This is a genomic window from Delftia sp. WSY_16 (genome assembly GCF_043104415.1).
Lineage (GTDB): Bacteria > Pseudomonadota > Gammaproteobacteria > Burkholderiales > Burkholderiaceae_C > Comamonas > Comamonas tsuruhatensis.
Genome location: NZ_JBICKS010000003.1, coordinates 442,097 through 456,783, shown reverse-complemented (window position 1 = coordinate 456,783; position 14,687 = coordinate 442,097). Strand labels below are relative to the sequence as shown.

Annotated in this window: 13 protein-coding genes and 1 pseudogene; 8 read left to right on the top strand and 6 right to left on the bottom strand. The window is 68.9% G+C overall.

What is annotated here, in order from left to right:
- Positions 1-62: 62 nt before the first annotated feature.
- The 3 genes and pseudogenes from ACF8O7_RS02875 to ACF8O7_RS02865 all read right to left on the bottom strand — a co-directional run.
- Positions 63-1,451 carry a hypothetical protein gene (locus ACF8O7_RS02875; protein WP_126311160.1) on the bottom strand — a complete coding sequence of 463 codons (1,389 nt, stop codon included), beginning with the start codon at positions 1,449-1,451 and terminating at the stop codon, positions 63-65.
- Entirely contained in the window at positions 1,448-2,014 is a 567-nt protein-coding gene (locus ACF8O7_RS02870; protein WP_392442242.1) for an AAA family ATPase, read from the bottom strand. Before ACF8O7_RS02870 ends, ACF8O7_RS02875 begins: the two co-directional genes overlap by 4 nt.
- A pseudogene (locus tag ACF8O7_RS02865) lies at positions 2,015-2,368 on the bottom strand (ATP-binding cassette domain-containing protein); the annotation flags it as partial.
- 334 nt (positions 2,369-2,702) lie between these two features.
- Here ACF8O7_RS02865 and trxA point away from each other — a divergent pair.
- Both trxA and ACF8O7_RS02855 read left to right on the top strand, forming a co-directional pair.
- Positions 2,703-3,659, top strand: a complete 957-nt coding sequence (gene trxA / locus ACF8O7_RS02860; RefSeq protein ID WP_126311164.1) for a thioredoxin — start codon at positions 2,703-2,705, stop codon at positions 3,657-3,659.
- Between the two features lie 52 nt (positions 3,660-3,711).
- A complete protein-coding gene (locus tag ACF8O7_RS02855) occupies positions 3,712-4,611 on the top strand; it encodes a LysR substrate-binding domain-containing protein (protein WP_126311165.1) in 900 nt (299 codons plus the stop codon).
- Between the two features lie 3 nt (positions 4,612-4,614).
- Here ACF8O7_RS02855 and ACF8O7_RS02850 read toward each other — a convergent pair whose 3' ends face one another.
- Positions 4,615-5,511: a LysR family transcriptional regulator gene (locus tag ACF8O7_RS02850; RefSeq protein ID WP_126311166.1), complete on the bottom strand. Its 897-nt coding sequence runs from the start codon at positions 5,509-5,511 to the stop codon at positions 4,615-4,617.
- A gap of 94 nt (positions 5,512-5,605) precedes the next feature.
- Between ACF8O7_RS02850 and ACF8O7_RS02845 the strand changes: the two genes are divergently transcribed.
- A complete protein-coding gene (locus ACF8O7_RS02845; RefSeq protein ID WP_160851549.1) occupies positions 5,606-6,466 on the top strand; it encodes a DMT family transporter in 861 nt (286 codons plus the stop codon).
- 29 nt (positions 6,467-6,495) lie between these two features.
- Here ACF8O7_RS02845 and ACF8O7_RS02840 read toward each other — a convergent pair whose 3' ends face one another.
- Entirely contained in the window at positions 6,496-7,080 is a 585-nt protein-coding gene (locus ACF8O7_RS02840) for a DJ-1/PfpI family protein (protein ID WP_209669983.1), read from the bottom strand.
- Between the two features lie 142 nt (positions 7,081-7,222).
- Positions 7,223-8,146 (bottom strand): phosphoribosylaminoimidazolesuccinocarboxamide synthase, encoded by a 924-nt coding sequence (locus tag ACF8O7_RS02835; protein WP_016449140.1) that lies wholly within the window; start codon positions 8,144-8,146, stop codon positions 7,223-7,225.
- A 364-nt stretch (positions 8,147-8,510) separates the two neighbouring features.
- Here ACF8O7_RS02835 and hpf point away from each other — a divergent pair, with 364 nt between their 5' ends.
- The 5 genes from hpf (at position 8,511) to ACF8O7_RS02810 (ending at position 14,683) form a co-directional block, all read left to right on the top strand.
- Complete coding sequence (gene hpf, locus ACF8O7_RS02830) at positions 8,511-8,870, top strand: ribosome hibernation-promoting factor, HPF/YfiA family (protein ID WP_016449141.1); 360 nt, start codon at positions 8,511-8,513, stop codon at positions 8,868-8,870.
- 155 nt (positions 8,871-9,025) lie between these two features.
- Positions 9,026-9,499: a PTS sugar transporter subunit IIA gene (locus ACF8O7_RS02825; protein ID WP_016452020.1), complete on the top strand. Its 474-nt coding sequence runs from the start codon at positions 9,026-9,028 to the stop codon at positions 9,497-9,499.
- A 32-nt stretch (positions 9,500-9,531) separates the two neighbouring features.
- Positions 9,532-10,488: an HPr(Ser) kinase/phosphatase gene (gene hprK / locus ACF8O7_RS02820; protein ID WP_016449143.1), complete on the top strand. Its 957-nt coding sequence runs from the start codon at positions 9,532-9,534 to the stop codon at positions 10,486-10,488.
- Positions 10,489-10,734: 246 nt separating this feature from the next.
- Positions 10,735-12,912, top strand: a complete 2,178-nt coding sequence (locus ACF8O7_RS02815) for a TonB-dependent receptor (RefSeq protein ID WP_392442203.1) — start codon at positions 10,735-10,737, stop codon at positions 12,910-12,912.
- Positions 12,913-12,916: 4 nt separating this feature from the next.
- The gene (locus tag ACF8O7_RS02810) at positions 12,917-14,683 is read left to right on the top strand and encodes an enterochelin esterase domain-containing protein (protein ID WP_392442201.1); all 1,767 of its coding nucleotides are present in this window, start codon (positions 12,917-12,919) and stop codon (positions 14,681-14,683) included.
- Positions 14,684-14,687: the final 4 nt, after the last annotated feature.

Genomic DNA, 14,687 nt, shown 5'->3' with positions numbered 1-14,687 from the left:
CGGCCTAGTGGAACCCGCGATTTTACTTTTTTAGTCCGGATCGGCCCGCATCCCCCTGCAAATCACCGCACAGCCGTGTGCTGCTCGCGCGCAAAACCCAGCACACGCTGGCGAAACACATGGGCCAGCCAGGCCAGGGCCACCGCCACCTGCGCGGCCAGCGACAGCCACATGCCGCTGGTGACGGGCTTGGTCAGGCCGGCTGCCAGCGGCTGGGCCAGCATGGCGGCATCGGCCCCGGCCAGGCCAAAGGCCAGCAGCGGCAGCACGATGTTGACCAGCAGCCAGGTGACGGCGAACGCGGCCAGCGGCGACTTGATGCGCCCGGCCAGCAGGGAAAAGCCCGTGGCCAGCGCGGCATCACGCAGCAACTGCGCCGTTGCCAGTGCCGCCAACTGGGCTGTGCCGGGCAGGATGGGCTGGCCGCCTGCGGGCCACAGCAGCCACAGCGCACAGGCCAGCACGGCCAGCAGCCAGCTCACGGGCCACAGCGGCAGGTCCTCAAGCGCGCCACGCCAGCGCCCCTGCAACACGCACCATTGCACCTGGCGCCAGCTGCGCAGGCCTTCGTCCATGCCGTGCAGGCAGACATAGGCCGTGCCCGCCAGCGCCAGCCCCGTGGTCCAAGCGAAGAAAGAGGCCGGGCCGGGGCCCTGCAACTGCATTGCATCGAGGTGCATGCCGCCAAAGGCCAGGCCCGCCACGCACAGGCCCAGCGGCCAGGCCCAGGGCAGGGTGCGCACATCCAGCCGCGTGCACAGCAGCCGCCAAAGGGCCAGCAGGCCCAGCCCCAGCGCGATGGCGCCGAACAGGTAGATGGCGCCGCGCCCGTGCAGCGGTAAGGACCACCACAGCACAGGGCGGCCTTCCTCGCGGCCCAGCTGCTCGGTCAACCGGCCCAGGATGGGGCCGGGCAGCACCATCACGAACAGCAGCGGCACCAGCACGAAGCGGATGCGGCGCGCGGGTTGCTCCTTCGGCCCCCAGCCCATGAGCACGGAGTGCATGCTCCAGGCCTGCAGGGCCAGGCCCCACAGCGCGGCCTGCAGCACGGCGTGCACGCCCCAGGCCAGCCCGCCCGGCTGGCCTGCCGAGGTGGCCAGCACGGCCAGCGCGCACCACAGCATGTACAGCCAGGCCGGCAGCGGGGCGCCCAGCAGCTTGCCCCAGGCCATCTGCCAGGGCGTCAGGGCTGACAGGCGCTGCCAGTCCCAGGTGTGCTGGCGCGCTTCCTCGTTGAGGCCGCGTCCGGCCAGCACGCTGCCCAGGCCGGCCGCGGCGATCCACATGCCGACCAGGGCGGCGATCAGCAGCGTGTGCAGGCGGCGGTCGGGCTGGACCAGGGCCATTGGCGTGGCCAGCAGCAAGGCGGTGAGCAGCAGGCTCCAGCCCAGCTGGGACGGCCGCCAGTTGAGCCAGAGCTGGCGCTGGAATTCGGGGTTGTGCGTCATGGCTGCTCCGCAGGCGTGGGGGGTGCTGCGTTCTGCAGGCCGCGCGCATAGCGGTCCTGCAGGCGCTCGCGCACCGGGGCCAGGCTGGCCACGGGCAGGCCGGTACCGACCAGGCGGGCCAGCAGATCGGCGCGCTCGCGCGGCAGGGTGGGCAGCCACAGCTGCAGATGCACCAGGCCCTGGTCATCGGGCGGCGGCACAGGGGTGTCGGGAAGGACCAGATGCAGCTGCCGTGCCAGCGACCCGGCCGAGGCACCCGGGGGCGGCGCCAGCTCCAGCGCGTACAGTGCCAGCGGGGCATCGCCGCCGGCGGCAGGTGACTTGATGCCGCCGTGCAGGGCCTCGTGGCTTTCCACGCGGCCGCCGCGCAGGCTCAGGATGTGGGTGCAGTACTCGTCCAGTTCGCTGAGGATGTGGCTGGAGACGATCAGGGTCATGCCCTGGGCCTGCAGCGCACGCATCAGCCGGGACAGGCTGGCGCGTGCCTCGGGGTCCAGGCCGCTGGCCGGCTCGTCCAGCAGCAGCACGCGCGGCTGGTGGACGATGGCCTGGCCGATGGCCACGCGCTGGCGCTGGCCGCGAGACAGCTCGGTGGGCAGGCGCTCCAGCAGGTCGGCCAGGCCCAGCTGCCCGGCCACGTGCGCCACGCGCTGCGGCGCCTCGGACGGGGGCACGCCCATGGACAGGGCTGCGTACTGCAGGCAGCGCCGCACGCTCAGGCGGTCATAGAGGCCGAAGAAATCCGACAGATAGCCCAGGTGCCGGTGCACTTCGCGGGGCTGCTCCTGCACGGCAATGCCATGCACCTCTACCTGGCCCGACAGCGGCTGGTCCAGCCCGGCGATGCAGCGCATCAGCGTGGATTTTCCGGCGCCGTTGGGGCCTACCAGGGCCGTGACGGTGCCTGCGGCGATATGGACGCTGACGCCGTCCAGCGCGCGGTGGCCAGGGTACTCGAACACCAGCTGCGAAACCTTGATCAAGGCGAGCCCTCCCTCATTGTGTTGATGGCAGGCCGCAATGGCGGCTCAGCGCGCCAATATAGCCCAGCGCTGCCGCGCCTCGTCCCCGGCCGGGCGGCTTGAAATGCACGCAGCCGGCTCCCAACTGGGGTGGTTGCCGTCCATGGCGCCCACGCCATGGAATTGCTGGAGAATCACACGGTCCGCATCGGAGGCATCCGGCCGCCGAACTCCGAACCGCCACAGTTCGCGCGCCCTGGCCGCGCGCCTTGCCACAGGGTCTGATCACATGATTGATGTCACCATTGAGAATTTCGAAGCCGAAGTCGTCGCCGCCTCCATGCAGGTGCCGGTGCTCGTCGACTTCTGGGCGCCCTGGTGCGGCCCGTGCAAGACGCTGGGCCCCATCCTGGAAAAGCTGGAAGTGGCCTACGAAGGCCGCTTCAAGCTGGTCAAGATCAATTCCGACCAGGAGCAGCAGCTGGCCGGCATGTTCGGCATCCGCTCCATCCCGACCTGCATCCTGATGATGGGCGGCCGGCCCGTGGACGGCTTCATGGGCGCCCAGCCCGAAGGCAAGCTGCGCGAGTTCCTGGACAAGCACCTGCCCTCCGAAGGCGAGCTGGCGGCCGAGGCCGAAGCCGACGAGGCCCACCAGCTGCTGGAAGCCGGCGACACGCAGGCCGCCCTGCAAAAGCTGGCCGACGCCCTGGCCGCCGACCCGGCCAACGACGATGCGCGCTTCGACTACGTGCGCCTGCTGATCGCCACGGGCGGCTACGAAGAGGCCGGCGCCCTGCTGACCGAGCCGCTCAAGCGCATTCCCCAGCCCACGCGCTTCGAGGCGCTCAACCAATGGCTGCAGTGCATGCTCTTCGTGCACAACGACGATCGCGGCAACTGGGAGTTTGCCCAGTTCGATGCCGTCATCGCACAGAACAAGCGCGACTTCGACACCCGCTTCGGCAAGGCCCAGGCCCTGGCCGCCGAAGGCCAGTGGGCAGCCAGCATGGACGAGCTGCTGGAAATCATCATGCGCGACAAGGAATGGAACGGCCAGGCCGCGCGCAAGCTCTATGTGGGCATCCTGGAGCTGCTCACACCCCCGAAGCCCAAGAAGCAGGACGCCATCCCCGGCAAGAGCAGCGGCGGCATCGAGCTGCTGGGCAAGGGCGCGGCCGAGCAGGACGAGGCCACGCAGCTGGTCAACGGCTACCGCCGCAAGCTCAGCATGGCGCTGAACTGAGTCCGGCCGCACGCCAGTGAAGAGACGGGGAGCCTTGCGGCTCCCTTTTTTCATGGCGAGGGCTCAGGGTGCAACCGGCTCCTCGGCCGCAGGGCGCCACTTGAACTTCACGCGTGCGGCCGACGAACTGGGACTGACCCCGGCGGCGGTCAGCCACCAGATCAAGGAGATGGAGGAACAGCTGGGCCTCGTCCTCTTCACGCGCAACAGCCGCAGCATGCAGCTCACGCCCGCAGGCAGCGTGCTGCTGGAGGCCACGGCCGAGGCGCTGGGCCTGCTGCGGCGCGCCACCGGCCGGGCGCGCCAGCTGGCCCGGGGCGAGACGCGGCTGCGCCTGTCGCTGGGCGCGCGCTTTGCCACGCAGTGGCTGCTGCCCCGGCTGCCGCGCTTTCGCGCCGCGCATCCGCAGATCGAACTGAGCTTTGACATCAGCGACGAGGTGCGCGACTTCGACGCCGATGACATTGATGCCGCCATCCGCTTCGGCACCGGCCGTGATCCGCACACCCTGGCGGTGCGCCTGTTCGACGCCAGGGTCATCCCCGTCTGCAGCCCGGCCCTGCTGCAGTCCGGCCCGCCGCTGGCGCGGCCCGTTGACCTGCTGGCGCACACGCTGTGCCATGTCGATTGCAGGGTGGACGGCCAGGTCTGGCCGAACTGGCCGATGTGGATGGCGGCGGCCGGCGTGGAGGGCCTGGACGCAGGCCGCTGCATCGCCTTCACCGACTCCAGCCATGTCGTGCAGGCCGTGCTGGACGGCGGCGCCGTGGGCCTGGTCGAGCAGGACCTGGTGGCCGAAGACCTGGCCCGCGGCCGCCTGGTGCGCCTGTTCGACATCGCCGTGGGCCTGGGCCCGGCCTATGCCTACCACCTGCTCTACCCCCGGCGCAGCCAGGGCCAGCCGGCCATCGAGGCGCTGCGTGCGTGGGTGCTGCAGGAGGCCGGACTGTAGCGCCTACTTCCGTACGGGATCGGCAAATCGCATCAACCCGCGCACCACGGCCTGCACGGCCGGGTCTTGTTGTGCGGCGCTGCGGCAGGCCAGACCCAGCGGGCGTGTCAGGGCGGGACTCAGCCCGCGCTGCTGAAGGGTGCGGCTGACGGCGTCCATGGGCTCCTCGCGTGGCAGGACGGTGGGGCCGTGGCCTGCGGCGACCAGGGCGCGTATGCCTTCGGGATAACTCATCTCCATGCGCGGCTGGGGCAGCAGGCCGGCCTGGGCAAACCATTGCGACAGCAGGCGGTGCATCTGGGTGCCGGCGGCAAAGCCTATCCAGGGCTGGGCGTTGAGCCATTCGGGCGTGATCTGGTCGGGCAGCGGCATCTGCGGCGGCGCGAACAGCTCCATGGGGTCGTTGCGCCAGGCCAGCACCTCGAGCCCCGCAGCCACGGGCTGGGGCAGGCCGACCAGGGCCAGGTCCAGGCTGCCGGCCGCCAGGCGCTGCATGGCCTGGGCCGAGCTCACGACTTCCAGGCGCAGCTCCACGCTCGGTGCGTGCTCGGCCAGCCATTGCAGCAGTTCGGGCAGCAGCAGGGGGCTGACGCCGGCCGAGGCGCCTATGCGCACGCTGGCGCCAAAGCCCTCGGCACGCTTGCGCACCTGGCGCAGCAGGGATTCGCTGTCTGCCAGCAGGCGGCGTCCGCCTTCGGCCAGCAGTTCGCCCGCAGGCGTCAGCTGCGCCTGGCGCTTGCCGCGCACCAGCAGCGGTGTGTCCAGGCGCGCTTCCAGCTCCTGGATGTGCAGGCTGACGGCGGGCGGCGACAGGTGCAGGGCCTGGGCGGCGGCAGCCAGCGTGCCCAGGTCGGCCACGGCCACCAGGGTCTGGAGCTGGTCGAGGTTCAGGCGTCGCATCAGGTTTCCTGAAGATAAGGTTCCGAAAATTCGACTTTATCTAATCTGGGTGTGAATCCATCATCCCGTCCCGTATCAGGAACGAGGCCATGGAATGGAATTGAGCAATGCAGTGCTGGCCGCGGCCCTGGGGGCCGCGCTGATGAATGCGGGATGGAACAGCGCCATCAAGCTGGGCGGTGACAAGATGGTCGCCATGGCGCTGACCACGGGGCTGGCCAGCCTGTGGTCTCTGCTGGTGCTGCCCTGGCTGGACTGGCGTGCGGCGGCGCTGTGGGATGCATCGGTGTGGTGGTGGCTGGCGGCCTCGGTGGCCGTACACACCGTCTACCACTTCGTGCTGCCGCGGGCCTACCAGCATGGCGAGTTCGGCGTGGTCTACCCGGTGGCACGCGGCAGTGCGCCGCTGTTCGTGACGCTGGGCGCGGCGCTGCTGGCCGGAGAGTGGCCGGGCGCGACCGGGCTGGCCGGCGTGCTGTGCCTGTCGCTGGGCGTGCTGGCGCTGTCGTTGCGCAGCGGCGCGGCCAGCGGTTATGGCGGCAGCGGCTATGCGCTGGCCACGGGCGCCATGATTGCCTGCTACACGGTCATCGACGGGCTGGGTGCGCGCGCATCCGGTTCCGCGCTGCTCTATGCGGCCCTGCTCACGCTGGGCGATGGCCTGGCCACGGTGCTGATCGTTGCCTGGCGGCGCGGTCCTTCCGTGCTGCGCGCCGATGCTCGCACCTGGCGCCTGTGCGCCCTGGCCGCCGCCATGCAGCTGAGCGCCAGCTGGATGGCGACCTGGGCGCTGTCGCAGGCGCCCATGGGGCTGGTGTCTGCACTGCGTGAAAGCAGCGTGCTGTTTGCAGGCTGGATTGCCGCCTGGCTGATGCGCGAGCGCCTGGGCCGCGTGCGCATGCTGGCCTCGGCCCTGGTGTTCGGCGGCATCGTGCTGGTGCGCTGGGGCGGTTGATCCGCCCGGCGCCAACGGCGGCTGCGTGCTCAGCCGTGGCTGATGCGCGTGCCCAGCAGGGACAGGAACTGTGCGATCCAGGCCGGATGGGCCGGCCAGGCGGGGGCGCTGACCAGGTTGCCTTCGGTGTGCGCCTGGTCCACGCCGATGTCGGCGTAGGTGCCGCCGGCCAGTTCGACCTCGGCACGGCAGGCCGGGTAGGCCGAGCAGGTGCGGCCCTTGAGCACGCCGGCGCCGGCCAGCAGCTGGGCGCCATGGCAGACGGCGGCCACGGGCTTGTTGTTGTCGAAGAAGTGGCGCACGGCGGCGCGCACGGCATCGTAGTTGCGCAGGTATTCGGGGCCGCGTCCGCCGGGGATCACCAGGGCGTCGTACTGCTCGGGCTTGATGTCGGTGAAGCTGGCGTTGAGCGTGAAGTTGTGGCCGGGCTTTTCGCTGTAGGTCTGGGCGCCCTCGAAATCATGGATGGCCGTCTTGATGTGGTCCCCCGCCTTCTTGTCGGGGCAGACCGCGTGCACCGTGTGTCCCACGGCCTGCAGGGCCTGGAACGGGACCATGGTTTCGTAGTCCTCGCAGTAGTCTCCGCAGATCATCAGAATCTTCTTGCCGGCCATGTGCTTGCTCCTTCGAAAAAAGTCAGAGGGAACAAGCATTGTGGCAGTGTCGGTGACGCCGGCGTGACCGGCTGCAGAAACGGGCCCGCGCAATGAAAAAGAGAGCCGAAGCTCTCTTTTGCGGGGACAGGCAGGCTGCAGCTCAGGCCGTCAGGCGCTGCAGCGCTTCGCGGTACTTGGCGGCCGTCTTCTCGGTCACCTCCTGGGGCAGGCGGGGCGCCGGGGCGCTCTTGTCCCAGGGCTTGCCGTTGACCTGGGCCTGCTCCAGCCAGTCGCGCACGAACTGCTTGTCGTAGCTGGGCGGGTTCTCGCCCTTGGCCAGCGCCTGGGCATAGCCTTCCACGGGCCAGTAGCGCGAGCTGTCGGGCGTGAGCACCTCGTCCATCAGCACCAGTTCGCCGTTTTCGTCCAGGCCGAATTCGAACTTGGTGTCGGCAATGATCATGCCCTTTTCGAGGGCGATGGCCGCAGCTTCCTTGTAGATGCGGATGGCCGTATCGCGGATCTGGGAGGCCAGCTTCTCGCCGACCATCTCCACCGTGCGCTCGTAGGTGATGTTCTCGTCATGGTCGCCCATCTCGGCCTTGGCGGCCGGGGTGTAGATGGGCTCGGGCAGCTTGGCGGCGTTGGTCAGGCCTTCGGGCAGGGGCACGCCGCAGACCGAGCGCGATTCCTGGTATTCCTTCCAGCCGCTGCCGGCCAGGTAGCCGCGCACCACGGCCTCGATCAGCACGGGCTTGAGGCGCTTGACCAGCATGGAGCGGCCCGTGACCTGGGGCACTTCGGCGGGCGTGACCACGGACTCGGGCGCTTCGCCGGTCAGGTGGTTGGGGCAGATGTGGCCGAGCTTGTCGAACCAGAACAGCGCCATTTGCGTCAGCAGCTCGCCCTTGCCGGGGATGGGCTCGCCCATGATCACGTCGAAGGCCGACAGGCGGTCCGATGCCACCATCAGGATGCGGTCATCGCCCACGGCATAGTTGTCGCGCACCTTGCCGCGCGCGAGCAGCGGCAGCGAGGCAATGTTGGAAGTGTGCAGGGCGGAGGGGCGGGACTGGGTGGTCATGTGAGGCAAGGGGCAATCTGGCAAAGAGGCGGCAGCGGCCGGATGGCTGCAAGCGGCACGCGCAGGAGCGCGATTCTAACCAACGGCGCCTCACGGTGACGGGCGGCCCTTGGCAAGCCCCACCCCAGGGGCGCAGCCTGGCAAACCCGCCGATTGTGCGCCCAATTGCATGGCGTGCAAAACCCGCCTCCAAGGCCCTGCACCGTCCTGCGCTATCGGCTTGCGGCGTTGCTTTTGGGCAGACCCCGGCGCATAGTGGATTCGCAAGCAAACGAATGCGCATTCCGGCCTGCAAGCACCTGTCCCTGCGGATCGTCTCCCTGTGGACCGGGCTGTTTTCATCCAGAGCAAGGAGTGTTTAGATATGAATCTGACGATTAGTGGGCATCACCTGGAGGTCACTCCCTCGCTGCGCAGTTACGTCATGGCCAAGCTCGAACGCATTCTTCGACACTTTGACCAGGTGGTGGATGTAAAGGTCTTGCTGACCGTTCATAACCAGAAGGAGAAGGAAAAGCGCCAACGTGCCGGTTGCACGCTGCGCGTCAAGGGCCAGGATCTCTTTGTCGAAACCTCTCACTTCGACCTTTATGCCGCCGTCGACGCGCTGGCTGACAAGCTGGACCGCCTCGTGGTGCGCTACAAGACCCGCCAGCAGGGCAGCCGCTACGGCACGGCCAAGCGGCTCGATGATGCTGGACTGACCCTGGCGTCAGTCGGTTGACAGGTAAGGCGCCGGCCCTGTGCGGGCGCTTACAATACCTGCGTTTTTGTGGCTGATGTGCCACGCACGACCACCGCCCTTCGGGGCGGTTTTTGATGGGGGTCAGGGTTTCCCCACGGTTTCCGGCACTGCGGTGCATAATTGTTTCCCGAACCATGAACCGTCTTGCCTCCATCCTGCCCGCCGCTCAAGTGCTCGTGAGCGTCGACGTCACCAGCAAAAAGCGCGCTTTCGAAGAAGCAGGTCTGCTATTCGAGAGCCTGCATGGCCTGTCCCGCGCACTCATCACCGACAGCCTCTTCGCGCGTGAACGCCTGGGCTCGACGGGGCTGGGCCATGGCGTGGCCATTCCCCACGGTCGCATCAAGGGGCTGACCGCTCCGATGGCAGCCGTGTTCCAGCTGGACCATCCCATTGGCTTCGATGCGCCCGATGAGCAGCCCGTGGGCCTGCTGATCTTTTTGCTGGTGCCCGAAGCGGCGACGCAAAAGCATCTGGAAATCCTTTCTGAAATCGCCGAACTGCTCAGCGACAGCCAGCTGCGCGAGCGGCTGAAGTCCTGCGGCGATGCGGCCCGGCTGCATGGAATGATTGCCGGCTGGCAGTCTTCCGCCGCCCCGCTGGTCTAGACTTTCGTCTTCCCCTTTTCACGGGCCTTGCCATGAGACCCAGTGCCATCAGCGCCGACGTCCTTTTCGAGGAGTTCCGCTCCAGCCTGCGCTGGGAGTGGGTGGCGGGCCTGGGGGCCTCGGAGCGCCGCTTCGACGAGATGGCCGTGCGCTCGGCGCGCTCGGGCGCCGATCTCGTCGGCTACCTGAACTACATCCATCCCTACCGGCTGCAGGTGCTGGGCGAGCGTGAGATCGCCTATCTGACCAACGCCACGCCGCAGGACTGCCAGCGCCGCGTGGCACGCATCGTCACGCTGGAGCCGCCCGTGCTGGTGCTGGCCGATGGCCAGACGGCGCCCGAGGCGCTGCTGTCCATGTGCGAGCGCGCCCACATTCCCATGTTCGCCACGCGCGAGCAGTCGGCCTTCGTGATCGATGTGCTGCGTGCCTACCTGGCCAAGCATTTCGCCGACCGCACGACCATGCATGGCGTGTTCATGGACATCCTGGGCATGGGCGTGCTGATCACGGGCGAATCGGGCCTGGGCAAGAGCGAGCTGGGGCTGGAGCTGGTGACGCGCGGCAACGGCCTGGTGGCCGACGATGCCGTGGACCTGTACCGCATCAACCAGACCACGATCGAAGGCAAGTGCCCCGAGCTGCTGCAGAACCTGCTGGAGGTGCGCGGCATCGGCCTGCTCGATATCCGCGCCATCTTTGGCGAGACGGCCGTGCGCCGCAAGATGCGTCTCAAGCTCATCGTGCACCTGGTGCGCAAGGAAACCATGGAGCGCGAATACGAGCGGCTGCCAGCCGAGCCGCTGACGCAGGATGTGCTCGGCGTGCCCGTGCGCAAGGTGGTGATCCAGGTGGTGGCGGGCCGCAACATCGCCGTGCTGGTGGAGGCGGCCGTGCGCAATGCCATCTTGCAGCTGCGCGGCATCGACACCTACCAGGAATTCGTGCAGCGCCACCGCCGCGCCATGGAACGCGGCGACACCTTCTAGCGGTCTGCGCCGTCGCGGCGTCCGGCTGCCTGTTGCCGGCGGCCTGTTGCCTGGCCCCCACTGTTTTCCCCGGGATTGTTTGCGGACCGTGCGCCCATGTTTGCGCGCGGTGCGTTGTCGTTGTTTTCTCAAATAAGAATAATTCTCATTTTCTATAATTCGGGCAGATGCCGTATCCGGCCTGTGTCCCGACGGGCTGCGGGCCTGGATGCGGCGCATTTTCTTCCGCCTTGAAAGCCCTCCCGGATGTCCTCTCGTTCCCGCACCGGCCTGCCGCGCGCAGGCGCTGTCAGCCCCTTCGCCCCCGTTTCACCGTTCCACGGCCTGGGCACCATCGCCCGTGTCTGCGCCATGGTTGCCGCTGCCGCTTTGCCCGCCGCCTCCTGGGCGGCCGACGCCGAACTGGGCGAGATCACGGTGCGCAGCACCACCGATCCCCAGGCACTGCCCACCGTGGCGCCGGGCGGCCAGGTGGCCAAGGGCGCGGGCCTGGGCGTACTGGGCCAGCGCGATGTGATGGATACGCCGTTCAACATCACCTCCTACACGGCCGAAGGCATTGCCGACCAGCACGCGACCACGCTGATGTCGGTGCTGGAAAACGACCCCTCCGTGCGCTTCACCACCAACACCGGCCACGCCTACGAGAACTTCACCATCCGCGGCCTGGGTGTGAATGCCTCGGAGCTGGGCTTCAACGGCCTGTACGGCCTGGCGCCCGATGGCCATGTGCCCACCGAGATGATCGAGCGCGTGGAAGTGCTCAAGGGCCCGGGTGCGCTGCTGAGCGGCATGACGCCGGGCGGCGCCGTGGGCGGCACCATCAACCTGGTGACCAAGCGTCCGCTGGTCCGGGACCTCACGCGCGTGACGACCATGCTCAGCAGCTCCTCGCAGCTGGGCCTGCAGGCCGATGTGTCGCGCCGCTTCGGCCCGGAACGCCGCCTGGGCATACGCATCAACGGCAGCACCTCGGGCGGCGATACCGAGATCGACGGCCAGAACCGCCGCCATGGCCTGGGCGCACTGGCGCTCGACTACCAGGGCGACGGATTCACGCTGGGGCTGGATGCCTACAGCTACCGCTCCAACATCCGTGACGGCAGCCCGATGATGGTCAGCATGCAGAACCTCAAGCAGGTGATTGCAGCGCCCGACGCCAAGACCAATCTCTTCCCGGGCATACGTGCCAAGCAGCAAAGCGATGCGCTGATGCTGCGCGGCTCGGTGGACCTGGGGGCGGACTGGACGCTGTTCGGCTCGGTGGGCAGCGGCAAGCATTCCTATGACGGCATGCTCAACGGCACGCGCGTGGTGCTGCGCGCCCAGGGCGACGGCTCGGCCGTGGGTCAGACCTACAACCAGTACGGCTACACCGACAGCATGGCGGCCGAGTTCGGCGTGCGCGGGCGCCTGCGCACGGGCAGCGTGAACCATCTGCTGGTCGCCTCCGTGAACTGGATGAACCAAAAGGGCGGCCGCGCGGCCGTGGCCACCAGCGCCAGCTACATCACCAACATCTACGACCCTGCGCCCATCACGCTGGCCGGCCCCTACGGCGCCATCAAGCAGGAGCGCGACGACGTGCTCAGCAGCCTGGCCCTGGCCGACACGCTGAGCTGGGGTGGCGACACCGTACAGCTCACCGTGGGCGCGCGCCTGCAGCGCGTGAACCAGAAGATGGCGCGCTATGACGAACATGCCATCTCGCCCGCGCTGGGCTTGGTGGTCAAGCCCTGGGGCGATGCGGTCTCGCTGTACGCCAACCATGTGCAGGGCCTGAGCGCGGGCTCCATCGTCGGCGCCACCTACGCCAATGCCGGCGAAGTGTTCGCGCCCTACAAGACCAAGCAGTTCGAGATCGGCGCCAAGTGGCGCACGGGTGATTTCACGCAGACGGTCTCGCTGTTTCAGATCGAGCGGCCTTCGTCCGTGGTGGAGACTGCGACCAACCGCCTGCTGATGGATGGCGAGCAGCGCAACCGGGGCCTGGAGTGGAATGTGTTCGGCGAGCCGCTGCGCGGCACGCGCGTGCTGGGCGGCCTGGCCTATACGCAGGCCATCCAGAGCAAGACCCAGGGCGGCGCGCGCGACGGCTACGGCGTCTACGGAGTGCCGCGCTGGACGGCCAACCTGGGCGGCGAGTGGGATGTGCCCGCGCTGCCGGGCGCCACGCTCACCGGCCGCCTGATCTACACGGGCGCGCAATGGGTGAATTCGGCCAACACGCTGAAGATGCCCAGCTGGACCCGCGTGGACGTGGGCGCGCGCTATGCCACCCGCATCGCGGCCAAACCCGTCACCTTCCGCGCCACGGTGGAGAACCTGTTCGACAAGTCCTACTGGGCCGGCAGTTTCAACGACAACTTCGCCACCACGGGCGGCCCGCGCACGGTGCGTGTCTCGGCCACGGTGGACTTCTGACGCCATGGCGCAAGCTGCACGACAAGGCCTGTGCCTGGCCGCCTCGCTGCTGTGCCTGCTGGGCGCAGCCGTCCATGCCGCTGAAGACATGACGGCAGCCGCATCGCGGCAGGCCCTGGCCGCACGGCCGGGCACGCTGGCGCCGGGCCAGGCGGCCACAGGGGTCCTGGCTGCCGGTGGGCGCGAGTCCTGGCGCGTCGATCTGCCCGCCGGCCATGTGGTCCAGGGTGAATTCGAGGGGCAGGGCGTGGCCCTGGACCTGGAGGATGTCCAGGGCCGGCACCTGCGTCGCCTGGCCAGGCCTGATGGCGGCGCCCAGTCGCTGATGTGGGTCACGGAGGGAGCCGGACGGCAGCGGCTGGTGGCCAGGCGTGTGGCCCTGGCTGACCCCGGTTCCGGCGGTGAGGCGCAAGAAGCGGGGCGCTTCGCGCTGCGGCTGACCTCCAGCCTGGCGCCTGCCGGCAACAAGGCCTCGGCCACCTCCGAGCCTCCGGCACTGCAAAGCCCGCGGCTGCGGGCTCTGGCGCAGGCAATCCAGCGCGGCGCGGGTGCTGGTGTGGCTGCCGACGCCTTCTGGCGGCGCGTGCAGGAGGAAGGAACACCCATGGTCGAGCCCCTGTCCGAGGGGCACTCCCTGGTCACCTTCCTGTGGCGCGGCCGGCCGCGTGCGGGCATGCAGGGCGTGCGCCTGTTCGGCAGCCCGGCCGGCAACCATGATCCGCTGCAGCATCTGCCCGGCAGCGATGTCTGGTGGGCCAGCTTCCGCATGGCGGACAACGCCAGGCTCAGCTACCGGCTGGCGCCCGATGTGCCGCTGATCGAAGGCTCGGCCATGGAGCAGCGCCGCGCCCTGCTGGCCACGGCGCAGCGCGATCCGCTCAATCCCAAGACCTTCCCGCAGCCGCCCGAGGGCGGCTTCATCGATGTCTTCCAGGGCGCCTCCGTGCTGGAGCTGCCCAAGGCGCCGCCCCAGCCCTGGGTGGTGCCGCGCGCGGGCGTGGCCCAGGGGGCGCTGGTGCAGCACCGCCTGTCCAGCCGCGTGCTGGGCAACAGCCGCAATGTCTGGACCTACCGCCCGGCAGGCGGCCAGGCGCCCGAGGCGCTGCTGGTGCTGTTCGACGGCAATGCCTATGCAAAGCAGGTGTCCACGCCCACCCTCATCGACAACCTCATGGCCGACGGCCTGATCCCGCCCACGGCCGTGGTGCTGGTGGACAACGCCAGCCCGCAGGCACGCGGCAGGGAATTGCCGCCCAACACCGCCTTCGCGCGCTTTCTGGATGAGGAGCTGATGCCCTGGGTGGGGGAGCAGGGCCTGGGCCAGCCTGCGGCGCGCACGGTGATCGGCGGCTCCAGCTTCGGCGGCCTGGCCTCGGCCTATGCGGGCCTGGTCAATGCGCGCTGGTTCGGCAATGTGCTGAGCATGTCGGGATCGTTCTGGTGGTCGCCGGCCGGCGAGGTGCCGGGCTGGGTGCAGCGCCGCTATGCCCAGGAGCCGCGCCAGCCCGTGCGCTTCTATCTGGATGCAGGCCGCTACGAGCGTGCACGCGGCGGGCAGGACGGCATCCTGGAAACCAACCGCCACCTGGCCGACGTGCTGCGCGCCAAGGGCTACGAGGTCACGCAGGCCGAGCATGAAACCAGCCATGACTACCTGCAATGGCAGGGATCGCTGGCCTGCGGCCTGGTGGCCCTGCTCAACCCCGGGCGCTTTGCCCAGGGCCTGCCGGCCTGCGAGCGCATGCCGGACAGCACGCCCGCACTTCCCTGAGGCC